This window comes from Nocardia sp. NPDC058666, from assembly GCF_042714895.1.
In the GTDB taxonomy this organism is placed as follows: Bacteria; Actinomycetota; Actinomycetes; order Mycobacteriales; family Mycobacteriaceae; genus Nocardia.
On record NZ_JBHXRY010000004.1, the window covers coordinates 365,846 to 388,915 of the forward strand.

The following is a 23,070-nucleotide window of genomic DNA, read 5'->3' on the forward strand; positions in this document are numbered from 1 at the left end:
TTATCCTTGGATGCTGTGCATTTCCGCTTCGCGCAGGTCGTCGGGGAACACGTACCGGCGGAAGGCCCAGAAGCGGAACGCCATCGCCAGCAGCACGCCCAGGATCTGCCCGGAGATGAAGTTCGCGACCATCTGCGTCGTCGGATCCACGTGCGGCACACGCAGATTCAGCGCGTACAGCGAGATCGCCTGCGGGATCATGGTGACCGCGATGCCCAGTGCGCTGACGGTGAAGAACAGTGCCGCTTCGTGACTGCGCTGCCTGCCGCCGCGCGCGCGGAACGACCACTCGCGGTTGAGGATGTAGGAGGCGATGGTCGCTATCAGCGCGCCCAGCAGGCGTGCGGTCAGGGGCTTGTCGCCGAGCACGGTCAGTTTCACCGCGTACACGACCCCGGTGTCGATGAACCAGGTGATACCGCCGACGACGGCGAATTTCAGAAGTTCCCGATGCTTGAGAAGCAGGGAACGCAACGGCTCAGGAAGCCGCTGCACCATCTCGAGGACTGCCACTGAATCGACAGTAGACGACGTTGCGGTGCGGTGCCTGTCGGGCGCGGGCGCGCCTCAGTCGAGGCGGTCGATGCTGGGTTGCGGTTCGCGACCCCGCACTTCGATGGCGCCGATGACCAGATCCGGGGGCGGGACCAGGCCCAGATGCTCCCAGGCGCCCGCGGTCGCGACCCGGCCGCGGGGTGTGCGGGCGACCAGTCCGGCGCGGACCAGGAACGGTTCGCACACCTCTTCCACGGTGGCGGCTTCCTCGCCGACGGCCACGGCCAGGGTCGACACCCCCACCGGTCCGCCGCCGAATCCGCGCACCAGCGCACCGAGCACGGCCCGGTCGAGGCGGTCCAGGCCCAGTTCGTCGACGTCGTAGACCTCGAGCGCCGCCATCGCGATGGGGTGGGTGATCATGCCGTCCGCTCTGACCTCGGCGTAGTCGCGCACCCGGCGCAGCAGGCGGTTGGCGATGCGGGGCGTACCGCGGGAACGCCCGGCTACTTCGGCGGCGGCGTCGGGGTCGATCTGCACGCCCAGGATCCGCGCGGAGCGGGTGAGGATCTGCAGCAGTTCGGCGGGGTCGTAGAAGTCCATGTGGCCGGTGAAGCCGAAACGGTCGCGCAGCGGGCCGGTGAGCGCGCCCGATCGGGTGGTGGCGCCGACCAGGGTGAACGGGGCGATGTCGAGGGGAATCGAGGTCGCGCCCGGGCCCTTGCCGACCACCACGTCGACGCGGAAGTCCTCCATGGCCAGGTACAGCATTTCCTCGGCGGGGCGGGCCATGCGGTGGATCTCGTCGATGAACAGTACGTCGCCTTCGACCAGGTTGGACAGCATCGCGGCGAGGTCGCCCGCGCGTTCCAGTGCCGGGCCCGAGGTGATGCGCAGGGCGGTGCCCAGTTCGCCCGCGATGATCATCGCCATGCTCGTCTTGCCCAGACCGGGCGGGCCCGACAGCAGCACGTGGTCGGGGGTGGCGCCGCGTTGGCGGGCGCCGCGCAGGACCAGGGCCAACTGTTCGCGCACGCGGGGCTGGCCGATGAAGGTGTCCAGCGAGGTGGGGCGCAGGCCGGTCTCGACTTCACCGTCGGTGCTGAGCAGCCGGGCGGTGAGGTCGGATTCGTCGTCGAAGGTGTCGAAATCGGAGTCCACGGTCTACCTGTTCTTGCCGAGCAGGCTCAGGGCCGCGCGCAGGGCGACCGAGGTGGTGGCGGTGGGTTGTTCGGCGAGCACGGTGTCCACGGCCTGTTCGGCCTGTTTCGCGGGGAAGCCGAGGCCCACCAGCGCTTCGGAAACCTGTTCTCGCACAGGGGTACTCGCGGTTTGCGCGCCGGGCGGACCGGCGGGAACGGGCACCTGGTTCACCTTGTCGCGCAGTTCCACGACCATGCGTTCGGCACCGCGTTTGCCGATGCCGGGGACGCGGGTCAGTGCGGCAACATTGCTCTCGGCCAGGGCTTTTCGCAGGGCTTCGGGTTCGAGCACGGCCAGCACCGCCATCGCCAGGCGCGGGCCGACCCCGGACACGGTCTGCAGCAGGCCGAACAGTTCGCGCGCTTCGGTGTCGGCGAACCCGAACAGGGTCATCGAGTCCTCGCGCACGATCATCGCGGTGAACAGGCGTGTCTGCTCGCCGCGGGTGAGGCCGGCCAGCGTGGCCGGGGTGGCGTTGAGCCGATACCCGACGCCGGCGGCCTCGATCACCACGTGATCGAGCGCGATCTCGAGTACCTCTCCGCGTACCGACGCGATCACGGCCGCACCACCTTCCGTTGTTCGGCGAGCTTCTGTTCGTAGCGGCGACGGATCTGTTCCGCCTGTGCCTGCGCCGCGGCCATCCGGTCCATCAGCGGCGCCCGCCAACAATGACAGATCGCCAGCGCGAGCGCGTCGGCGGCATCGGCGGGTTTGGGCGCCACCTGCAACCCCAGAATCCGCGTCACCATCGCGGTGACCTGCGCTTTATCGGCCGACCCGTTCCCGGTGACCGCCGCTTTCACCTCACTGGGCGTATGAAACGCCACCCGAATCCCCCGCCGCGCCGCCGCCAACGCGATCACCCCACCGGCCTGCGCGGTCCCCATCGCCGTGCGCACATTGTGCTGCGCGAACACCCGCTCGATCGCCACGGCTTCTGGCTTATGGATGTCCATCCACTCCTCGGCCGCATCAGCCACCGCCATCAACCGCAAAGCCAACTCGGCCTCGGGCGGCGTCCGCACCACCCCCACATCCAAGGCGACCACCTTCCGCCCCGGCCCACTGTCCACCATGCTCAGCCCGCACCGCGTGAGCCCCGGATCGACGCCCATCACCCGCACCGAACACCCCTTCGAAGACACGAACAGTTGTTCGAAAGTCTAGAGCATCCCCCGCACCTCACCGACCACCGACACGGCCCTCACCCCGGCCGCGCCGGCAACCCGAGCAGCGTCGGATCACTGGCGTATTTCGCCCAGACACCCGCCGGATCCGCGACCAGCTTGCGAGACCGCAGATCCAACATCCCCGCCACATACGACACCGTCGCAGCGACCTCCCCGTCTCCCCTGGTCAACGTGTGCTCCACCCGATAGGTCTTCCCCTGCCCCCACTCCCACCGACAGTCGACCTCCACCGTGTCGTCGATGCGAAGCTCCCGCAGATACCGCACGTTCAACTCGAGATTCACCGGCCCGAACCCCGCCCCCACCAACTCCTGCACCGAAACCCCCGCCGCCCCCACACACGCGAACCGCGCATGATCCGCGAACTGCTGATAGGCAGCCCCCGTCACATGCAACTGCGCATCGAGATCAGACACCCGAATCGCAATCCGAACCCGAAACGGCACACTGGTTTCCGTCATGCCGCCAGTGTGACACCGGGGTACGACACGTTCCGCTGTCTAGTAACAGCTGAGAAAGGGAAACGGTGGCTTACTCAATCGGCATTTGGCGCCGGCCGGGCTCCGCGGTCTACCGCTGGGAGTCCGACTTCGGCACCGACTCCAAGGAGGAAGGCCACGTGCTGGTCGATGCTGCGAGCAAAACAGTGCGGCAGGCTTCACCGGACGGTCACCCGATCGGTGACCTCGTCCTCGGGGCAGACGGACAGCAGACCGGCAATGCCGCGAGCATCGACCCCGACCGCCTCTGGCAGATCGCTGTCGCGATCCTGCGCAAGATCGGCCCATCAGGCGAACTTCCCGAGACCGCACACAGACACTTCTGAGGACAACGCGTCGCGGGCAGCGAGCTGTGCGCCCTCCTTACCTGCCCCCGAACAACACGACCTATGCCTCCCCCACCGCGGCGGTGAATACCTCGAGCGCGGGTACGGTCGAGGGGTCAGGTTGGGGCGGTTCGAGGTGAGGGAGAAGCGCAGATGGCCATACCTACCGGGGAGATCGTGGTGACGCCGGAGGGGCGGGATCTGGTGATCACGCGGGCGTTGGGGTTGCCGATCGAGGAGGTGTGGGCTCGGTTGACCGATCCGCATCTGACCGTGGGGTGGTATGGGACGTGGGAGGGGCAGGCGGGGGCCGGGAATCTCATTCGGGTGCAGATGCGGTTCGAGGAGGGGCAGCCGTGGACGGATATGCGCATCGATGACTGTATGCCGCCGCTGCATCTGGGGATTTCCTCGGCGGATCAGATCGGGCTGTGGCGGCTCGAGGTGAGTTTGCTCGATGTCGGGGCGGCCACCGAGTTGCGGCTGGTCCATCACCTGACGTCGGAGTACCAGTTGGCGGAGATTCCGCAGGTCGGGCCGGGGTGGGAGTATTACGCGGACATGTTCGTGGCCGCGTGCACGCACACCGAGCTGCCGGATTTCGCCGATTACTACCCGGCGATGTCGGGCTATTACGAGCAGCGCGCGTCCTGAAACGTGAACCGCCCCAGCCGAATTGACGGCCGGGGCGGTTTCGACGGAAGTGACGGTTCTACTCGTCGTCGAGTTCCGCGGCGACTTCGTCGGAGATGTCGACGTTGGTGTACACGTTCTGCACATCGTCGCTGTCTTCGAGCGCGTCGACCAGCTTGAACACCTTGCGAGCACCCTCGGCGTCCACCGCGACCAGCACCGACGCCTGGAAACCGGACTCCGCGGAGTCGTAGTCGATGTTGGCGGCCTGCAGCGCCGAACGCACCGCGATCAGATCGCCGGGCTCGCTGATGATCTCGAAGGCATCGCCCAGGTCGTTGACCTCTTCGGCGCCGACATCGAGTACATGCTCGAGCACGTCGTCCTCGGACAGCCCGTTCTTCTCGAGGGTCACCACACCCTTGCGACCGAACAGGTACGACACCGAACCGGGATCGGCCATGTTGCCGCCGTTGCGGGTCATGGCCAACCGGACCTCGCCCGCGGCGCGGTTGCGGTTGTCGGTGAGGCACTCGATCAGCACGGCCACGCCGTTGGGCCCGTAGCCCTCGTACATGATCGTCTGCCAGTCGGCGCCGCCGACTTCTTCACCACCGCCGCGCTTGCGGGCGCGCTCGATGTTGTCGATGGGGACCGACGTCTTCTTCGCCTTCTGGATGGCGTCGAACAGCGTCGGGTTGCCCGCAGGGTCACTACCACCAGTGCGAGCCGCCACCTCGATGTTCTTGATCAGCTTGGCGAAGAGTTTGCCGCGCTTGGCATCGATTCCCGCCTTCTTGTGCTTGGTGGTGGCCCATTTGGAGTGGCCGCTCATGCCCTACTTCCTTCAAGTCGGTTGCGCGTCTGCCCGGCCGGACAAGCTCGGACCAGCCTACTCATCGCCGGTCACGGATGCCGACGCGGGCTTTCACCGCGCGCAACGCACCAGGTCGACGAACAGTTCGTGCACGCGAAGATCGCCGGTGACCTCGGGATGGAACGAGGTCGCCACCACATTGCCCTGCTTGGCGGCCACGATGCGACCCTGCGCGGGCCCGTGCGGCACGCGCGCGAGCACCTCGACATCGTCACCGACCCGCTCCACCCACGGGGCGCGAATGAACACCGCGCGCACGGGGGTGTCAAGGCCGGTGAAGTCCAGGTCGGTTTCGAAGGAGTCGACCTGTCGACCGAAAGCGTTGCGCCGCACCGTCATATCGATACCGGACAGGTGCTGAGCGTCGGCACGGGTGTCGAGGACTTCCGAGGCGAGCAGGATCATGCCCGCGCAGGACCCGAACGCGGGCAGCCCGTCGCGCAGCCGCGCCCGCAACGGTTCCAGCAGGTCGAACGCCTGCAACAGCTTGGAGATCGCGGTCGACTCACCACCGGGCAGCACCAGCCCGTCCACGGCCGCCAGTTCCGACTCGCGCCGCACCAGCACCGGGTTCGCGCCGCAATGTTGCAGTGCGGCAACGTGTTCGCGCACGTCACCCTGCAGCGCGAGGACGCCGATGGTGGGCCGGGTGGGGGTCGAGGTTGCGTTCACAGCCGTCGATCTTACGAGCGAGGTCGGTGTGGGCGCGCTCACGCTCACTTGTGCCGGGGCGTGCGGATCAGGCCTTCCTGGACGACCGCGGCGACCAGGTTGCCTTCGCGGTCCCAGATCTTGCCGCCGGTCAGCGCGCGACCGAAGCCGGCCGAGGGCGACGACTGGTCGTAGAGCAGCCATTCGTCGGCGCGGAAGGGGCGAAGGAACCACATGGCGTGGTCCAGCGACGCGTTCTGGGTGGGTTCGTCGGGGTGGGTGACCTTCGACGAGCCCAGCAGCGTCATATCGCTCATGTAGGCCAGCGTGCACACGTGGAACATCGGGTCGTCGGGCAGCGGATGCCGGTACCGGAACCACACCTGCTGCGGCGACACGGCGCCGTCGCGCGCCACGACCTGGTCCTGCGGGACCGTGCGAATGTCCCAGTGTTCCCATTCGCGCATGGCCCACAGGCGTTCGGGGCTCATGCTCACGCTGGCGTCGGGCAGGTTGTCGGGGCCTTCGACCGCGGGCATCACGTCCTGGTGTTCGGGCCCTTCGTCGCCGTGATGGAACGACGCCGACATCATGAAGATGGCCTGCCCGTCCTGCACCCCGGTGACGCGCCGCGTGCAGAACGACCGCCCGTCGCGGATGCGTTCGACCAGGTAGACGGTGGGTTCTTCCGGGTTGCCCGGTCGCAGGAAGTAGCCGTGCAGAGAATGCACCTGGAAGGTGGGGTCCACGGTGCTGACCGCCGAGACCAGCGCCTGCCCGGCCACCTGGCCGCCGAAGGTGCGCGGTAGCTGGGATTCCGTGGACGCACCACGGAAGATGTCGCGCTCCAGCCGCTCGATCGCGAGCGCCTCTTCGATTGTCGCCATGTGCTCGAGATTATCGTCTCGCCGACCGGGCGGTATGTCCGGCTCGGCGCGACGCACCGAAATGTGCTGAGATGCCACCGATGCCCACCTTCACTCCCACCTCACCGCGGGCCCTCGCCGGCTTGGTCGCCGACACGCTCGACGACCTGCCGGGACGGCGAGTGGTCGCGGTCGACGGGGCCGATGCGGCGCAGCCGGTCGAGCTCGCTCGCCAGATCGTCGAGGTTCTGGCGGATCGCGGCCGTTCAGCGGCGGTGGTGTCGGTGCACGATTTCGTTCGCCCCGCGTCCTTGCGCATGGAATACGGTCGCGACGACGAATGGTCTTATCGCACAGCCTGGTTCGACTACGAGGCGATCGAACGTGAGATCGTGACCTCGATGCGAACCGAGGGTCGCTGGTTGCCCGCGTTGTGGGACGAGGATCTGGATCGGTCGGCGCGGGCGGCGATTCGTGCCGCCCAAGCCGATCTGGTGCTGGTTCTCGCGGGTCCGATGTTGCTCGGGCGAGGCCTGGAATTCGATCTCAGTGTTCGCTTGGAACTGAGTGACCAAGCGGCCCTTCGACTTACACCCACCGACCAGCAGTGGACGTTGCCTGCCTTACGCGACCACACCGCCGAAAACCCCGAAGCGGCAACCTGGACGGTCCGCTGGGATCACCCCGATCGGGCGGCGTTGCGTAGCTGAACCGGCTTCGGTTCGGATACGCGAAAGCCCCGTTCGAAAACTTCCGAACGGGGCTCGTGCGAGAAACGATCAGGCGCAGGCGACCGAGGTCTGGCCCAGGTTGGTGAGCATGCCGCAGGCCCAGACCTTCTGGACCTTCCACTTGCCCGCGTCGGCGACGAACGGCACGTCGACCGGGTTGACCTGGCCGTTGAGGCCGAAGTCGGCGTTGGCGGTGACGCTCTCACCGAAGGAGGTCACCTTGGTGACCACCACGGTGACGTTGTTCTCCTGGACGGCCTGCGCCAAACGGTTGGGCAGTTCGGGATCGGCTTCGATGCCCTGCACGAAGTCCAGCTTCTGGTCGTTGGGGACCGTCGGGTCCAGCGCGGTGGACAGCTGGGCGTTGAGCTGCTCGACGGTCGGCACGGCAGGCAGGTCCGAGGCAGGCGCCTGGGCCGCGGTGGTGGTCTTCGGTGCGGGCTTGGCGGTGCCCTTGTCGTCGCTGCACGCGCTCAGACCGAGCGCGGCAACCACGGCCATGCCTGCGATCGCGACTCGTGCGGTCCTACGAAACATCATTCACTGTCCTTACTTCGGGTCGGTTCTCGCCCGGGAGGCGACGGCCCGGAACTGCGCCAGACAGCGCAGGCCTCCATGCCACGGCCCGGACGCTACCCAGCATTTTTGAGGAAACCCTGAGACACAGACAACTTGGGTCTGTGAGTTGGGTCGGATTGTGGTGTATCCCAGCATTACTGCCCGGTCGCGGGCCTCAGGCCGGCGATCGCGTCGACGAGTTGGGCGTGGGTGTCGCTGTCGGCGGCGGCGATCAGGCCGTGGGGCGCGGTGTGCAGGGGTTGTCCGGCAAGGCCCGTGACCACGCAGCCCGCCGCCTGGCAGATCGCGATCGCGCTGGCGAAATGCACGCTGTCGCGGAGATCGCCGCCGGTGATGTAGGCGGCGCGGCGGCCGGCCGCGACCCATGCCAGGGCCAGCGAGGTCGACAGCACTCGCGGATGGAACTGTCCCGCAAAGCCTTTCGCGTCGAACAGTTGCGCGGGCGTCGACCAGGGGAACGGGTTGTCCAGATCGATATCGACGAGGTGACTGTCGGGTTGCGGGCGCAGCGGCTGGTCGCGGCCGTCCGCGCGCAGGAACGCGCCGTGCCCCGCGGTCCAGAACACCTCGTCGGCGAACGGATCGGCGGTCGCGGCGGCGGTGATCGAATCACCTTCGCGCAGAGCGACATTCACCGCCACCAAGGCAGTCTCGACCGCGAAATTCCTGGTGCCACACAGTGGATCGATGAACCAGGTCCGCCCACTGCGAGCCGTCCCGGTGACACCCGATTCCTCGGCGGAGAACCGGTCGCCGGGACAGGCGGTGGCCAGGACTTCCAGGATGGCGTTCTCGGCCGCGATGTCGACCTGCGTGGCGAAATCATCGCCCTGTTTGGCATAGCGCGCGAGCGGGCCGTGGAACGCCGAGCGAATCACCTGCGAAGCGACTTCTGTTGCGTGGATTGCGATTTCACTATCCGAAAGGTGCACCGACTCCAGAGTACGGACCGCACCGCACCCTGATGCCCTACTTCGCCAGGTATACAGCGAGGCCCAGTCCGCAGATGCCGACCGTCACCCGCAACACGCTGGGCGGGATCACCTTCACGACCGGCGGCCCACACCAGCCACCCACCAGCGCGCCCGCGCCCAACGCCAGCGCCGCACCCCAGTGCACCGGCCCGAAGAACGCGAAGCCGATCGCGGCGACCAGGTTGGCGATGCCGAGCAGGAAACTCTTGAGAATCGAAGCGCTCCACACGGATTCGGACGTGCACAGCAGCATCATCGACAGGTAGATCACGCCCGCGCCCGCACCGAAGTAGCCGCCGTAGACGGAGATGAGCAGGATGCCCAGCGGCATGATCCATGGGGCGTTGAGCTCGCCGACGTGGCGGCGCACCACGGGTTGCACCAGCAGCGCCAGCGACGCGAGCGCGACCAGGAACGGCACGATCACCTCGAACGCGTCATCGGGGGCGACCACCAACGCCAGCGCGCCCAGCGCACCACCCGCCGCCGACAACACCGCCCAGCGCACGAGCGTGGGCCCGCGTCCGGTCAGTTCGCGCCCGGAGTTCGCGGTCGCGCCGACACCCACGGCCACCATGGCGACCGTGTTGGTGACATTGGCCGCCACCGGCGGCAGACCCACGGCCAGCAACGCCGGGTAGGAAACGATCGAGGCCATCCCGGTGACGAAACCGATCAAACCGGTGAACAATCCCGCGACGACCAGCAAGAAGAAGTCGAGCGCGGTCACGGACCGACTGTACGGTATGCCCAGTTGGCAGCAATTCTCGGGCAAGACCCGCCTAGACCACCAGCGGCGCGGGATCACTTCGACACGCCGTAGCCCGTGCCAGGATGGCGGAGTGCAGATGACGACTTTCGAGCCGGGCGAACCACCCGTTCGACGTAACCGGCTGGACTCCAACACCGTTGCCCGGCTCGACGACGTCACCACCTTCGCGCAACTGCTGGACGCGGTGGAACTGGTCCGCATGGATCATCCCGACGCGCGCGTGCTGTGCACCCTCGACGACCTGGGCCAATGCGCGTACACGAGCATGCACGCCACGCTGGGCCTGGTCGACGACGACGGCACCGACCACGACGACCCCGTCGCCTCCCACCACTTCGACAACAACGCCGTCACCCGGATCGCCGCCCTGCTGGACACCCCGTCCGCGCGGATCCCCTGGGAAGCACTGCGCGACACCCGCAACGCCTCCGAGGACGAACTGTCCGCCCTGGTCGCCGCCAACCGCAACCCCGACCGCGTGGTCGACGACGTGGTGCTGATCCAACGTGTCCCCGTGGACCGCGACGACCTGGCCATCGCAGGCATCCCCAACGGCTATTTCGCCGACGACTGGTCCACCTACGACAACCACACCGTCATCCGCCGCATGACCACCCACGGCTACCGCCACATAGCCATCGGCGCCTCCCTACTGGCCTTCGCCCGCCCGGTAGCCCCCACCCCCGAACAAGCAGCCGCCCTGGTCACCGACCTCACCCACCTCTACGGCTCCCCCACCGCCATCGCCTGGCACGAACTAGCCGTCCAACTCCCCACCCAACGCCACCTCATCCTCGGCTACGCCGAAAACTACGCCGACGCCCTCACCACCGACACCGAGGATGCAGCGGGCCAGCCGTAACGGCACGGTCAGAGCTCCCACAAGGAGGAGATAGGTAGTCCCACGAGGTTCTCGCCGAATCGCACACCATGGTCTGCGGTGCCGAGCACGATCCCGCCGACGAACCTGTCACCCAGGCGCTCGGCAAGCCGCTGTAGTCCACGGAAGTGCTCGGGTTTGTAGGTCTGCTTCGCCTTCACCTCGAGGCCGAGAACCCGACCGTCGTCCAACTCGATGACGACGTCCACCTCGACGCCTGACGACTCGCGGTAGTGGAAGACAGAGAACCGGGTGTCACTCCAGGTCTGCTGCTTGCGCAGTTCGGAGACCACGAGACCTTCGAGCAGCGGACCGAGCAGCTCACCACCGCCGACGAGCGCAGCGGCACGTTCAGCCGTGATGCCGGCTAGATGCATCGCGAGCGCGGAGTCGGTAATGAGCCCTTTGGCCTTGCCGGTCTGGCGCGTTGTGAGGTTTCCCGTCCACGGCCGGATCCGTTCGACGAGATAGAGCGTCTCGACGAGATCGAGGTAGGCGGTCATGGTCGTCTCGGGGACATCCGCATCCCGCGAGAGACGAGCCCGGACGACCTCACCGGCTTGGTTTGCCGCGATCAGGCGCAGGACGGTCGCCAAACGATTGCCATCGACGAGACGCCGGACATCGCGGGCATCTCGCTGGACGATGCGTTCCACGTAGCCGTCGAACCAGGCCCTGCGCAGTCGCGGCGACCGCCGAAAGACCTCCGGGTACCCACCTGCGGCGAGGATGTTCGCGTAGTCCACACGCGAGACGGCCGAGCGGACGCCGAAGGGATCCACGCCGACAAGAAAGCGAGTCACGAAGTCATCGACGCGACCGTTGATCTCTCCCTGGCTCAGGGTCCGCAGTGGCAGCGTGACGGCTCGGCCGGCGAGCGAGTCGGGCGTCCGTTCGAGCCGTAGCAGATCAGCCGACCCAGTGAGCAGGAATCGGCCTGGGGTGCGGTGGCGGTCGATGGACGCCTTGATCGGTAACAGCAGTTCCGGGGCACGCTGGATCTCGTCGATGACCAGCAACCCGTCGGGCAGCTGGTTCACGAAGGCCTGCGGGTCGTTCTGCGCTGCGGACCGCATGATGTCGTCGTCCAGAGTCAGGTACCGACCGGGGCGTTCCGAGCCTTCGACGAGCATCGTGGCGAGCGTGCTCTTCCCTACCTGTCGCGCACCCTCGATGACGACTGCGGGGAAAGATTCGACGAGCTCAGTCGCCCACGGCAGGGCATGTCGGAACAGGATATCGGCAGAGGTCACGACACCATGACATCGCATAAGTCGCTGTTCTGCAAGCACAAACCCGCTGATCTACCGGATCCAAGTCGCTGTTCTGCAACCTCGAAGTCGCTGATTCAGCACAGGCGCGGTGATCGGCGACACAGCCCTGGCCGCCGACACCGAAGGAGCCTCCGGCCAGCCCTCAGGAGCGCAGACGACGGTGGGCCCGTCCGGAAACGGACGGGCCCACCTGAGTTACTCAGTGCCCGAACAACTTCGGGCGAAAGATCACCAGCCGCGTTCGGCGAGGCGGTGGGGCTGGGGGATTTCTTCGACGTTGATGCCGACCATGGCTTCGCCCAGGCCGCGGGAGACCTTGGCCAGCACATCCGGGTCGTCGTAGAAGGTGGTGGCCTTGACGATGGCGGCGGCGCGCTGTTCGGGGTTGCCGGACTTGAAGATGCCGGAGCCGACGAACACGCCTTCGGCGCCCAGCTGCATCATCATGGCGGCGTCGGCGGGGGTGGCGATGCCGCCCGCGGTGAACATGACGACGGGGAGCTTGCCGGTCTGGGCGACCTCGCGGACCAGCTCGTAGGGGGCCTGCAGTTCCTTGGCGGCTACGAACAGCTCGTCTTCGGACAGCGAGGACAGGCGGCGGATCTCGCCGCGGATGGTGCGCATGTGGGTGGTGGCGTTGGAGACGTCGCCGGTGCCTGCTTCACCCTTGGAGCGGATCATGGCCGCGCCTTCGGTGATGCGGCGCAGGGCCTCGCCCAGGTTGGTGGCGCCACAGACGAAGGGGACGGTGAAGTTCCACTTGTCGATGTGGTTGGCGTAGTCGGCGGGGGTGAGGACCTCGGACTCGTCGATGTAGTCCACGCCAAGGCTCTGCAGGATCTGCGCTTCGACGAAGTGGCCGATGCGGGCCTTGGCCATGACCGGGATGGAGACGGCTTCGATGATGCCGTCGATCATGTCGGGGTCGCTCATCCGCGACACGCCACCCTGCGCGCGGATGTCGGCGGGCACCCGCTCGAGCGCCATCACGGCCACGGCGCCGGCGTCTTCGGCGATCTTGGCCTGCTCGGCGTTGACCACATCCATGATCACGCCACCCTTGAGCATCTCGGCCATGCCGCGCTTCACGCGGGCGGTGCCGACGGTGTTGGTGGTCTCAGGCGTAGTCACGGCTGTCTCCTGTGTCATGGGCGCCAATCAAGTCGCTCGGGTACGTGTCACCGTCGATTCTAGAGCTGCCTGTTTTCGGCCTTCATAGCCAGTTGAGCACCACTGGCCTTGTCACGACCAGCGGCGATGCGGACGCAGCCCACCGCTGGCCTTGTCCGGTGGTCGCCCGTCAGCGGATCGAGCGCACCACGTGCTGGGTGTCGTCGGTGGCCGCGGTCACGGCTTCGGCGAGCAGCTCGTCGAGGTGATACGGGTAGACCGCTTCACCGGCGGCGTCGAGGGCGCGGATGTCGGCGGCGGTGCACCAGCGGTGATCGGTGATGGTGCGACGTTCCAACGCGGTGAGGTCGGCGGGCCGCCATTCGAAACCGGGGCAGCGCAGGGTGAAGAACAGTTCTTCGGAGCGGATGAGTTCACCGTTGAACGGGAACACCGCGACACGTCGCCACAGTGGTCCGCGCAGGGCGGCCGCGTCGATGCGTTGGCCGGTTTCCTCGTAGGTTTCGCGGACCGCGGCGTCGCGCAGGTTCTCCCCCGGTTCCACGCCGCCGCCGACGGTGAACCAGAAGGCGATCTCGGGAATCATCGGGTCGTGCCCGCGCAGCAGCAGCACGCGGTCTTGTTCGTCGAGCAGGACCACGCGCGCCGAGGTGCGGGTGGTGTGCACGACCAGTCCGGTGGCCGCGGCGGGGGTGGCGCGTTCGGTGATCTCGAAGTAGTGCGGCAGCGGCGCGGTGCCGCCCAGGTGCAGCACGCGCACGGATCGGCGGGTGCGCAGGGCGAGGGTGTCGCGCACGGCGTCGTTGTGGAAGCGGCGCGCGATCAGCACGCGCGCTTCGGCGTCGGCGAGTTCGGCGACCAGTTGGGGGCGCAGGTGGTCGATGTCGACCAGGGTCAACGCGGCGGACAGTTGATTCTCGATGGTTTCGCGGTCACTGCGGTCGACGCGTTCGGCCCGGTCGGCCAGGGTGGCCAGCAGCGCGGCCCGTTCGGCGCGGCGGGGGTCGGCGCTGACCGGTCCCGCCTCCGACATCGCCACCGCGCGCGCCACCACGGCGCGACGAGCCAGTGCCGCGTCGAGGGCCTGCCAGGATTGATCGGAGCGAACGTGCAGCCGGTCGAGTCGGTTGGCGGTGGAGTAGGCCCACACGCCGAGGGCGAGCACGAGCAGTGCGATCAGCCCGAGGACAAGGACTGTGGTCGCGGAGAAAGTGATCATCCGGCGGCACGCACCCGGTTGTCGCCGACGGTGACGGTCTCGTACACGCGCAGGATCTGCTCGGCCACCACCGGCCAGTCGTATTCCGCGACGACCTGGGTGGCGGTGCGCACGAGCTGTTCGCGCGCGTCGTTGTCGGTGAGCAACAGGTCGATGGCGGTGGCCAGCGCGTCGGAGTCACCGATGGGGGTGAGCAAACCCGCTGTGCCGTCACGCAATACGCGCCGGAAGGCATCGAGTTCGCTGGCGACCACCGGCGTGCCGGCGGCCATCGCCTCGATCAGGATGATGCCGAAACTCTCGCCGCCCAGGTTCGGTGCGACGTACACGTCGGCGCTGCGCAGCGCGGCGGCTTTCTCCTCGTCGGAGACCTGGCCGAGGAAGCGCAGGTGACCCGCGTGCTCACCGGCGACGCGGCGCAACCGCTCCTCGTCACCGCGTCCGACGATGAGAATCTCCACGTCGGGATGATGGTCGATGAGCGCGGGCAGCGCGCCCAGCAGCACGTCCATGCCCTTGCGTGGTTCGTCGTAGCGGCCGAGGAACAGCACCGTGCGGCCCGCACGCGGGTATCCGTCGAGTGGTTCGCCGCGCGCGAAGGCGGACACGTCGACCCCGTTGGGGATCTCCACCGCGTCGGACCCCAGTGCCTCGACCTGCCAGCGCCGGGCCAGCTCGGACACGGCGATCCGCCCGCTGATCTTCTCGTGGTACGGGCGCAGCACGCCTTGAAAAGTGCTGAGTACCAACGACTTCGTGGTCGATGTGTGGAAGGTGGCCACGATGGGACCCTCGGCGATCTTGAGCGCCAGCATCGACAAGCTCGGGGCGTTGGGTTCGTGGATGTGCAGCACGTCGAAGTCGTTGCTGTCGATCCAGCGACGAATCCGCGTGTAGGCCATGGGCCCGAAGGACAGGCGCGCCACGGACCCGTTGTAGGGAATCGCGACCGCGCGACCCGCCGAGACGACGAAATCGGGCAGCGGTGTGTCGTCGGAGGCGGGGGCGAGCACGCTCACCTTGTGCCCGCGTTCGATGAACACCCGCGCCAGCTCGACCACATGGGCCTGCACGCCGCCGGGGACGTCGAACGAATACGGGCAGATCATGCCGATCTTCACCGCGGTCCCCCGCTCTGCTTCGCGGTGATCCGCGACAGTCGCTCCGAGGACAGATCGCCTTCCCACAGCGGCTGCAGCATGTGCCAGTCAGCGGGATGCTCGGCGATATTGGCGGCGAACCGGTCGGCCAGCAGTTGCGTGGCCGCGGCGACTCCGCCCGAAACGTCCAGTGCCGGTTCGGCTTTCAGGCCCCAGCCTTCGGTGCCGTCGTCGTCGACGGTGAACCAGCCGTGCACGGGCACCAGTGCGGCCCCGGTCTCGATGGCCAGTTTGGCGGCACCGCCGGGCATCCAGGTGCGTTCGCCGAAGAAGTCGACGGGCACGCCCTTGCCGGTGAGGTCGCGTTCGCCCATCAGGCACACGATCCGGTTCTGCCGCAGGCGTTCCGCCAGGGCCACGAACGGCGGCTCCTCGCCACCGGTGAGCGGGAAGACCTCGAAACCGAGGCTCTCGCGATAGGCGACGAACCGTTCGAACAGCGACTCCGGCTTCAGCCGTTCGGCCACGGTGGTGAACGTTTGATAGTGCTGCACCAACCAGACACCGGCCATGTCCCAGTTGCCCGAATGCGGCAGCACCAGGATCAGGCCGCGCCCCTGTTCGAGGGCGGCGTCGACATTCTCCAGACCGCCGACGTAGTAGTCGATCTTCGTGTGATCCATCGACGGCAGCCGGAACGCTTCACGCCAGTAGCGGGCGTAGGAGCGCATACTCGCCTGCATGAGTTCATCGGGCACCTGTTCTGCGGGCACGCCGAGGACGCGAGACAGGTTGCGGCGCAACTGTTTCGGGCCGCCGTCTTTCACCGACCGATCGGCGCCGAGGTCGAAAACCTTGCGCACCAACCCTTCCGGTGCCGACCGCACCAGGCGCCAACCCGCGGCGTATCCCCAGTCGCTGGCCTGATCTTTGAGACTCACGAAGCCTCCTGCGGCGCAGCGGGCGGAATAACGACCCGGGCACCCGGCGAATTACGCACGGCCAACACCCGTTGGAACACCGTCACGATGCTCAGCACCGCCAGCACCCACATGGCCACATACACAGCCCAGGTCAGCCAGTCGATACCCCAGTGCCCGCCGATACCGGTGAGCCCGGCGCCGACCAACACCAGCACCAAACGATCAGGACGTTCGATCAGCCCACCGTCCGCGGACAGCCCACTGGCCTCCGCACGAGCCTTGGCGTACGAGATCACCTGCGAGGTCACCAGCACGACCAATGTCACCGCGAACAGTGACTTACTGCCCTCGTGATACACCGCCCACCAGGCCAGACCGCCGAAGATCGCACCGTCGGCCACCCGGTCACAGGTGGCGTCGAGAACCGCGCCGTACTTCGTGCCGCCGCCGCGGGCGCGCGCCATCGCTCCGTCGAGCATGTCGAACATGACGAACAACCAGATGACCAACGTTCCCCAGAACAGGTGTCCGGAGGGGAACAGGGTCACCGCGGCGGCGATCGTCGCCGCAGTGCCGATCAGTGTCATCGCGTCCGGGGTGAGCCCCGTTCGCACGAGCGCTTTGCCCAGCGGCGCAGTCGCTTTCGCAAACGTCTCGCGGCCGAAGAAGCTGAGCACGTTCTCTATTCCTCCCACGCCTCCGCCAGCAATTGCCGCGTCTCGCGCAACAACTGAGGCATCACCTTCACGCCGCCGACCACGGTGATGAAGTTCGCATCCCCGCCCCAGCGCGGAACAATGTGCTGGTGCAGGTGGTCGGCGAGCGAACCACCGGCCACACCACCGAGATTGAGGCCGACGTTGAATCCGGCAGGCCGCGAGACCTGCTTCATCACCCGAATGGCCCGCTGCGTGAAGGCCATCAGTTCCGCGCTTTCCGCGGGCGTGAGGTCCTCCAGGTCGGCTACTCGCCGGTAAGGTACCACCATCATGTGCCCTGGGTTGTACGGGTACAAGTTGAGCACGGCGTAAACATTCTCGCCGCGGGCGATGATCAGGCCGTCTTCGTCCGACATCTTGGGAATATCGGTGAACGGATGTCCCGTCGCGTCTTTGGGCTTGACCTCGCCGGTGATGTACGACATCCGGTACGGGGTCCACAGCCGCTGCAGGCGGTCGGGTTGCCCCGCCCCGGCGTCGACGATGGAGCCGGCGTCGGGGCTCACGGGCTCGCTCATGAGGACGCCTTGACGATCTCGAATCCCTCCGCGGTGGGCGAGGCGTTCTCCCGGTTGCGCACCCACGCGGTGATGGTGGCGATCGCGTCGGCGACCGGCACGGTGTTGACCTGGGTGCCGTCGCGGAACCGGAAGCTGACCGCGTCGGCTTCCACGTCGCGCGCGCCGGCCAGCAGCATGAAGGGCACCTTCTGCGCGGTCTGGTTGAAGATCTTCTTCTGCATGCGGTCGTCGCTGCGGTCGACCTGGGCGCGCACGCCCGCGTCACGCAGCTGTTCGATCACCGAATCCAGGTGCGGGGCAAAGTTTTCCGCGACCGGGATGCCCACGACCTGCACCGGCGACAGCCAGGCGGGAAACGCGCCGGCGTAGTGCTCGGTGAGCACGCCGAAGAAGCGTTCGATGGAGCCGAACAGGGCCCGGTGGATCATTACCGGGCGCTGCTTGGTGCCGTCGGAGGAGGTGTATTCCAGGTCGAAGCGCTCGGGCAGGTTGAAGTCGAGCTGCACGGTCGACATCTGCCAGGTGCGGCCCAGCGCGTCCTTGACCTGCACGGAGATCTTCGGGCCGTAGAACGCGGCACCGCCCGGGTCGGGCACGAGATCCAAACCGGAAGCCTCGGCGACCTTTTCGAGGGTTTCGGTGGCCTCGGCCCACAGCTCGTCCGAACCCACGTACTTCTTCGGGTCCTTGGTGGACAGCTCGAGGTAGAAGTCGTCGAGGCCGTAGTCCTTCAGCAGGCCGAGCACGAACTGCAGGGTGCTGGTGAGCTCGGCGTGCATCTGCTCTTTGGTGCAGTAGATGTGGGCGTCGTCCTGGGTCATGCCGCGCACGCGGGTCAGGCCGTGGATCACGCCGGACTTCTCGTAGCGGTACACCGAACCGAATTCGAACATCCGCAGCGGCAATTCGCGGTAGGAGCGGCCGCGTGCCCGGAAGATCAGGTTGTGCATCGGGCAGTTCATCGGCTTGACGTAGTAGTCCTGGCCGGGCTTGCGTACGGTGCCGTCTTCGTTGAGCTCGGCATCCAGGTGCATGGCCGGGAACATGCCGTCGCGGTACCAATCGAGATGCCCGGAGGTCTCGAACAGCGCGCCCTTGGTGATGTGCGGGGTGTTGACGAACTCGTAGCCTGCCTCGACGTGGCGCTGGCGGGAGTACTCCTCCATCTCCTTGCGGATGATGCCGCCCTTGGGGTGGAACACCGGCAGACCCGAACCGAGCTCGTCGGGGAAGGAGAACAGGTCCAGCTCGAGGCCCAGCTTGCGGTGATCGCGACGCTCGGCCTCTGCGAGCAGTTCCAGGTAGGCATCCATGGCCTCGGTGGATTCCCACGCGGTGCCGTACACGCGCTGCAGGTCCTCACGGTCCTGGTCGCCACGCCAGTAGGCGGCCGACGAGCGGGTCAGCTTGAACGCGGGGATGAACTTGGTGGTGGGGATGTGCGGGCCGCGGCACAGGTCGCCCCACAGCTTCTCACCGGTGCGCGGATCGAGGTTGTCGTAGATGGTCAGCTCGTTGCCGCCGACCTCCATGATCTCGGGATCGTCGATACCGGACTTGTCGCTGATCAGTTCCAGCTTGAACGGCTCGTTCGCCAGTTCGACACGGGCATCGTCGACCTCGACCACGCGACGCGAAAAGCGTTGCGCGCCTTTGATGATCTTCTTCATCCGCGATTCCAGCTTGGCCAGATCCTCGGGGGTGAACGGCTTGTCGACCTGGAAGTCGTAGTAGAAGCCGTCCTTGATCGGCGGACCGATGCCCAGCTTCGCGTCGGGGAACTCCTGCTGCACGGCCTGGGCGAGCACGTGCGCGGCCGAGTGCCGGATCACGCTGCGGCCGTCCTCGGTGTTCGCGGCGACCGCCTCGACGTCGACGTCTTCGGAGGGGGTCCAGGACAGATCCTTGAGCGCACCGTCGACATCGCGCACGACCACGATGGTGTCGGGACCCTTCGTCGGCAGCCCCGCTTCGCGAACCGCTGCGCCCGCGGTAGTCCCGGCCGGCACGCGGACGACGGCGACAGGACTGATGGGTGCAGAGGTGGTCACGGGGAGGTTCTCCTTGGACTTGGCGGCTGCGGGGTAAATCCCGCACGCACGATCCTACTGTTCCGTGTCTTCGGGATTTTTGGCCAGGTGGCAAAGATCTTTCAGGTCTGTGCCAACAGGGCGGTTCGCTCCGCGGATGGGCGTTTCGGGCAGCTGGTGCACATTTCGCAGCCGGGGACCTCGTAGACAAGGCAGCACGAGATGCGTTTCACAAAGGTGCGGGTGCCGACCGTGATGAAGCGGGGCGCAGGTAGTTTCGCGCCGATTTCGGCGGCCAGTTTCGTGCCTGCCTCGGGGGCACCGGCGTCGAGGGCGCGGTTGCCGATCGCGTCGGCGACGATGGCCCACAGGGCCGGGATTCCGGCGCCGGACACGGCCGCTACCTGCAGAATCACCGTCGTCAGCGTTTCGCGCAGCGCCGTTCCGACGGCCGCGTCGGGCGACTGTTCGCCGCGGAAGTGCACGCGCTCGACTCCCCCATCGGGACGAACCTCGCATTCGAGCCCGTCCAACGTCGCGATCGGGGCCGGTCGACCGGATGCGTAGGCGGTGGTGATCTGGTCGACCAGCGCCGACGCGACCATGCACCACCACAGCGTGCCGCCCACCCTCGGCGTTTCGGTGCCCCACGACCGACTCATCTCGGCGATCCGGGCCGACACCCACACGGGATCGGCGAGTAGTCGGCCCGCGACCGTGCTCACGACATCAGGGGACTGTGCAACCATGGCCAATCGACTCCGATCCACCCTGCGACCATCGAGAACGTACCGAGCAGCCACAGCGTCACCAGGACGAGGGCGAAGGTGGCGACCGCGCCCAGCACCTTGATGAACCAACCGCGCGAGGTGTACCAGTCCATGACGATCCGGTACTTGCCGCGCACCCAGTTCAGGGTGTGGTGGGCCCAGACGAACTCGGTGGCCAGGATGCCGAACCCCGCGAACACCAGCGCCCAGCCGGGTCCCGGATACGGGATCGCGACGATCCCCAGCAGCAGCACCAGCCCACCGACCACGCCCACGGCGATGCGGTAACCGAGGTTGAGGGTAGGGCGCGCGGCGATGTGTGCCCGGAAGGCGCGCCCGCGGTCCTTGACGGCGTCCCATCGCCCCGGCTCGGCGGTGGCGGCGCTGTCGGTGACGTGCTCGGCCGCGGTCGAATCGCTGGTCATGGTTTCCAGACTACGAGTTCGACCGCCGCCGGGTCGCGACGTGACGGCTTCGCCCCCGCCCACGAGCGGGTTTTCGCCGCCCGCGTCAACCGGTGACCGCGAGTGCCGCGTGATCGTCGATGGCGCGAACCCCGTCGACGGTCACCTCGAGCACGCGCGCGCCCGCGATGTCGAAGAACAATCCCGACAGTTCCAGCCCCCGTTCGGCCACCGCGCGACGAACGGCGGGGTTGCGTCCCAGCGTCTCGAGCTGCACGGCCACATTCACCATGCTCAACTGATCCACCTCGCCGTATCCGGCCGCCCTGGCCGCGGCGGCCACCGGATGACCCGCGCGGAACCGTTGCAGCGTCGGCTCGGCGTGCCGCAACCAGGAACCCAGGCCGCCGCCGGTGTCGGCCGCGCTGTGGACCGCCTTCATCGCCCCGCACGAGGAATGCCCGCACACCACCACGGTGCGCACCGCCAGGGAATCCAGGGCGAAGGTCAACGCCGCTTCGACCGAGTCGTCGCCGCTGACCGGCACCAGGTTGCCGACGTTGCGCACGGTGAACAGGTCGCCCGGTCCGCTGTTGGTGATCACATTGGGCACGATCCGCGAATCCGAGCAGGTGAGAAAAAAGGAGTCGGGGTCCTGGTGCATCCCGTCCAGGTGCGGGCGGACCACGTGCGCGTGCCCGCGATGGAAGGCCGCGATCCCGGCGGTCATCGCGTGGCCACCGGACTTCTGGTGCCGCCACGGGCGCAGCATGTCGTCGATGGCGGCGCGCACGAATCCGCGCGTGGGCGGCGCGGCCGGGGTATCGGCCATCCGGGCGGGCCCGATCTCGACGAAATCGACACGCGCACCGGTGCTTTCGTGCTGACGCTGCCAGTCCTCGATCGCCTCGAACGCGGCATGGTCGAGGAAGTCCACGGTCATCTCCACCCGCACATCGGCGCCGGCGGGCACCTTCGCCAGTTCCGCCGACATCTTCGGCAGCGCCAGGAACGTGCACGACCCGTCGATATGAACCTGCCAGTTCCCGTCGGGCAGCGGCGTGGCCTGCACGTGCACGCGCACGACCCGCCACAGCAGCAACGCGAAGGCCAGACCCAGCCCGATGATCACGCCTTCCAGGAGGTTGGCGAACACCACACCGAGCACGGTGACCACGTAGACCAGCAGGTCACCGGTGCGTCGCGCGAGCCGGATGTGCGCCAGTTTCACCAACTGCATGCCGATGACGATGAGCAGCCCCGCCAGCGCCGCCTTCGGAATCTGTTCCACCACCCCGACCAGCGCCACCGAGAACACCAGAATCCACACCCCGTGCAGCACCGCCGACGCCCGAGTGCGCGCCCCCGCCCGGACATTGGTGGCACTGCGCACGATCACACCGGTGACCGGCAGCCCGCCGACCAGCCCCGACAGCAGGTTCGCACAACCCTGCCCGAGCAGTTCCCGATCGAAATCGGCGCGCTGCCCGTCGCGCATCCGCCCCACGGCCACCGCCGAGAGCAAGCTTTCCACGCTGGCGATCAGCGCGATCGTGAGCACCGCGAACGCCACCTGCCACCACTGCCCCGACGGAAGCTGCGGCAAGGTCATGGACTCGAACAGCGAGGCGTTCAACATGATTCGCTCGATATCGGTGGGCAACACCATCGCCAACCCGGCACCGGTGACGATCGCGACCAGCGGCGCGGGCACCACCCTGACCTTGGCCGGCAGATACTTCCACCCCAGCAGGATCACCATCACGGCCCCACCCACGATCACATCACCCCAGCGGGCCGCGGACAGCTGCGCGGGCAGCGCACTCAGGTTGGCCAGGCTCGAATGACTCGACACCCCACCCAGCAGCACCAGAAGTTGTTGCAGCGCAATGGTGATGCCGATCCCGGCCAGCATCGCGTGCACCACCACCGGCGCCACCGCCAACGCCGCCCGCGCAATCCGACTGAGCCCGAACAGAATCTGCAACACCCCCGCCGCCGCGACGATGAAACATGTTGCCCGCCAGCCGAACTGTGCGATCGTCTCCGCGACCACCACAGTCAGCCCCGCCGCGGGCCCACTCACCTGCAACGGCGACCCACCCAACAACCCGGCCACCACCCCGCCCACCACCGCGGCGATCAACCCGGCGGCCACCGGCGCCCCCGAGGCCACCGCGATCCCGATGGACAACGGCAGCGCCACCAAGAACACCACTACAGACGCCGGAACATCATGCCGCAGAACAGATTTCGTAGCCATCATTCTCCTTCGCCGGAAGCGCACTCCCGGTTCATC

26 protein-coding genes are annotated in these 23,070 nt (G+C 67.3%); 4 read left to right on the forward strand and 22 right to left on the reverse strand.

Annotated elements, in window-relative coordinates; genetic code table 11:
* The 5 genes from ACFWVD_RS13355 to ACFWVD_RS13375 form a co-directional block, all read right to left on the reverse strand.
* Positions 1-513: a GtrA family protein gene (locus tag ACFWVD_RS13355; protein WP_379242303.1), complete on the reverse strand. Its 513-nt coding sequence runs from the start codon at positions 511-513 to the stop codon at positions 1-3.
* A 54-nt stretch (positions 514-567) separates the two neighbouring features.
* Positions 568-1,656 carry a Holliday junction branch migration DNA helicase RuvB gene (gene ruvB, locus ACFWVD_RS13360; protein ID WP_379242304.1) on the reverse strand — a complete coding sequence of 363 codons (1,089 nt, stop codon included), beginning with the start codon at positions 1,654-1,656 and terminating at the stop codon, positions 568-570.
* Between the two features lie 3 nt (positions 1,657-1,659).
* Complete coding sequence (gene ruvA, locus ACFWVD_RS13365) at positions 1,660-2,259, reverse strand: Holliday junction branch migration protein RuvA (RefSeq protein ID WP_379242305.1); 600 nt, start codon at positions 2,257-2,259, stop codon at positions 1,660-1,662.
* Positions 2,256-2,825: a crossover junction endodeoxyribonuclease RuvC gene (ruvC, locus tag ACFWVD_RS13370; protein ID WP_379242506.1), complete on the reverse strand. Its 570-nt coding sequence runs from the start codon at positions 2,823-2,825 to the stop codon at positions 2,256-2,258. The genes ruvA and ruvC overlap by 4 nt, the downstream gene beginning before the upstream one ends.
* A gap of 80 nt (positions 2,826-2,905) precedes the next feature.
* Positions 2,906-3,352 carry an acyl-CoA thioesterase gene (locus ACFWVD_RS13375; protein WP_379242306.1) on the reverse strand — a complete coding sequence of 149 codons (447 nt, stop codon included), beginning with the start codon at positions 3,350-3,352 and terminating at the stop codon, positions 2,906-2,908.
* Between the two features lie 65 nt (positions 3,353-3,417).
* Here ACFWVD_RS13375 and ACFWVD_RS13380 point away from each other — a divergent pair, with 65 nt between their 5' ends.
* The gene (locus ACFWVD_RS13380) at positions 3,418-3,717 is read left to right on the forward strand and encodes a hypothetical protein (protein ID WP_379242307.1); all 300 of its coding nucleotides are present in this window, start codon (positions 3,418-3,420) and stop codon (positions 3,715-3,717) included.
* A 153-nt stretch (positions 3,718-3,870) separates the two neighbouring features.
* The gene (locus ACFWVD_RS13385) at positions 3,871-4,371 is read left to right on the forward strand and encodes an SRPBCC domain-containing protein (protein ID WP_379242308.1); all 501 of its coding nucleotides are present in this window, start codon (positions 3,871-3,873) and stop codon (positions 4,369-4,371) included.
* Between the two features lie 58 nt (positions 4,372-4,429).
* On the opposite strand, the gene ACFWVD_RS13390 is transcribed toward ACFWVD_RS13385, so the two are convergent.
* The 3 genes from ACFWVD_RS13390 to ACFWVD_RS13400 all read right to left on the reverse strand — a co-directional run bounded on the left by ACFWVD_RS13390 (position 4,430) and on the right by ACFWVD_RS13400 (position 6,765).
* Entirely contained in the window at positions 4,430-5,185 is a 756-nt protein-coding gene (locus ACFWVD_RS13390) for a YebC/PmpR family DNA-binding transcriptional regulator (RefSeq protein WP_379242309.1), read from the reverse strand.
* 93 nt (positions 5,186-5,278) lie between these two features.
* Entirely contained in the window at positions 5,279-5,899 is a 621-nt protein-coding gene (gene pdxT, locus ACFWVD_RS13395; RefSeq protein ID WP_379242310.1) for a pyridoxal 5'-phosphate synthase glutaminase subunit PdxT, read from the reverse strand.
* Between the two features lie 44 nt (positions 5,900-5,943).
* Positions 5,944-6,765 (reverse strand): acyl-CoA thioesterase, encoded by an 822-nt coding sequence (locus tag ACFWVD_RS13400; RefSeq protein ID WP_379242311.1) that lies wholly within the window; start codon positions 6,763-6,765, stop codon positions 5,944-5,946.
* 80 nt (positions 6,766-6,845) lie between these two features.
* On the opposite strand from ACFWVD_RS13400, the gene ACFWVD_RS13405 reads away from it, so the two are divergent.
* Positions 6,846-7,454 carry a hypothetical protein gene (locus ACFWVD_RS13405; RefSeq protein ID WP_379242312.1) on the forward strand — a complete coding sequence of 203 codons (609 nt, stop codon included), beginning with the start codon at positions 6,846-6,848 and terminating at the stop codon, positions 7,452-7,454.
* A 69-nt stretch (positions 7,455-7,523) separates the two neighbouring features.
* Here ACFWVD_RS13405 and ACFWVD_RS13410 read toward each other — a convergent pair whose 3' ends face one another.
* The 3 genes from ACFWVD_RS13410 to ACFWVD_RS13420 form a co-directional block, all read right to left on the reverse strand.
* Complete coding sequence (locus tag ACFWVD_RS13410) at positions 7,524-8,015, reverse strand: hypothetical protein (RefSeq protein ID WP_379242313.1); 492 nt, start codon at positions 8,013-8,015, stop codon at positions 7,524-7,526.
* Positions 8,016-8,188: 173 nt separating this feature from the next.
* Positions 8,189-8,986: an inositol monophosphatase family protein gene (locus ACFWVD_RS13415; RefSeq protein ID WP_379242314.1), complete on the reverse strand. Its 798-nt coding sequence runs from the start codon at positions 8,984-8,986 to the stop codon at positions 8,189-8,191.
* Positions 8,987-9,023: 37 nt separating this feature from the next.
* A complete protein-coding gene (locus ACFWVD_RS13420; protein ID WP_379242315.1) occupies positions 9,024-9,758 on the reverse strand; it encodes a sulfite exporter TauE/SafE family protein in 735 nt (244 codons plus the stop codon).
* 118 nt (positions 9,759-9,876) lie between these two features.
* On the opposite strand from ACFWVD_RS13420, the gene ACFWVD_RS13425 reads away from it, so the two are divergent.
* Positions 9,877-10,662 carry a hypothetical protein gene (locus ACFWVD_RS13425; protein ID WP_379242316.1) on the forward strand — a complete coding sequence of 262 codons (786 nt, stop codon included), beginning with the start codon at positions 9,877-9,879 and terminating at the stop codon, positions 10,660-10,662.
* Between the two features lie 8 nt (positions 10,663-10,670).
* On the opposite strand, the gene ACFWVD_RS13430 is transcribed toward ACFWVD_RS13425, so the two are convergent.
* The 11 genes from ACFWVD_RS13430 to ACFWVD_RS13480 form a co-directional block, all read right to left on the reverse strand.
* Positions 10,671-11,951 (reverse strand): ATP-binding protein, encoded by a 1,281-nt coding sequence (locus tag ACFWVD_RS13430; protein ID WP_379242317.1) that lies wholly within the window; start codon positions 11,949-11,951, stop codon positions 10,671-10,673.
* Between the two features lie 231 nt (positions 11,952-12,182).
* Complete coding sequence (gene pdxS, locus ACFWVD_RS13435) at positions 12,183-13,103, reverse strand: pyridoxal 5'-phosphate synthase lyase subunit PdxS (RefSeq protein WP_379242318.1); 921 nt, start codon at positions 13,101-13,103, stop codon at positions 12,183-12,185.
* A 151-nt stretch (positions 13,104-13,254) separates the two neighbouring features.
* Positions 13,255-14,301, reverse strand: a complete 1,047-nt coding sequence (locus ACFWVD_RS13440) for an NUDIX domain-containing protein (protein WP_379242508.1) — start codon at positions 14,299-14,301, stop codon at positions 13,255-13,257.
* Complete coding sequence (locus tag ACFWVD_RS13445; RefSeq protein WP_379242319.1) at positions 14,301-15,425, reverse strand: glycosyltransferase family 4 protein; 1,125 nt, start codon at positions 15,423-15,425, stop codon at positions 14,301-14,303. Before ACFWVD_RS13445 ends, ACFWVD_RS13440 begins: the two co-directional genes overlap by 1 nt.
* Positions 15,422-16,345: a phosphatidylinositol mannoside acyltransferase gene (locus ACFWVD_RS13450; protein ID WP_379242320.1), complete on the reverse strand. Its 924-nt coding sequence runs from the start codon at positions 16,343-16,345 to the stop codon at positions 15,422-15,424. The genes ACFWVD_RS13445 and ACFWVD_RS13450 overlap by 4 nt, the downstream gene beginning before the upstream one ends.
* Positions 16,342-17,004, reverse strand: a complete 663-nt coding sequence (pgsA, locus tag ACFWVD_RS13455; protein ID WP_379242510.1) for a phosphatidylinositol phosphate synthase — start codon at positions 17,002-17,004, stop codon at positions 16,342-16,344. The genes ACFWVD_RS13450 and pgsA overlap by 4 nt, the downstream gene beginning before the upstream one ends.
* Positions 17,005-17,009: 5 nt before the next feature.
* Positions 17,010-17,564 carry an HIT family protein gene (locus ACFWVD_RS13460; protein WP_379242322.1) on the reverse strand — a complete coding sequence of 185 codons (555 nt, stop codon included), beginning with the start codon at positions 17,562-17,564 and terminating at the stop codon, positions 17,010-17,012.
* Positions 17,561-19,618: a threonine--tRNA ligase gene (gene thrS, locus ACFWVD_RS13465; RefSeq protein WP_379242324.1), complete on the reverse strand. Its 2,058-nt coding sequence runs from the start codon at positions 19,616-19,618 to the stop codon at positions 17,561-17,563. Before thrS ends, ACFWVD_RS13460 begins: the two co-directional genes overlap by 4 nt.
* Before the next feature lie 101 nt (positions 19,619-19,719).
* Positions 19,720-20,346: a (2Fe-2S)-binding protein gene (locus ACFWVD_RS13470; RefSeq protein ID WP_379242326.1), complete on the reverse strand. Its 627-nt coding sequence runs from the start codon at positions 20,344-20,346 to the stop codon at positions 19,720-19,722.
* Complete coding sequence (locus tag ACFWVD_RS13475; RefSeq protein ID WP_379242328.1) at positions 20,319-20,792, reverse strand: TIGR02611 family protein; 474 nt, start codon at positions 20,790-20,792, stop codon at positions 20,319-20,321. The genes ACFWVD_RS13470 and ACFWVD_RS13475 overlap by 28 nt, the downstream gene beginning before the upstream one ends.
* A gap of 85 nt (positions 20,793-20,877) precedes the next feature.
* Positions 20,878-23,037, reverse strand: a complete 2,160-nt coding sequence (locus tag ACFWVD_RS13480) for a SulP family inorganic anion transporter (protein WP_379242330.1) — start codon at positions 23,035-23,037, stop codon at positions 20,878-20,880.
* Between the last annotated feature and the right edge of the window lie 33 nt (positions 23,038-23,070).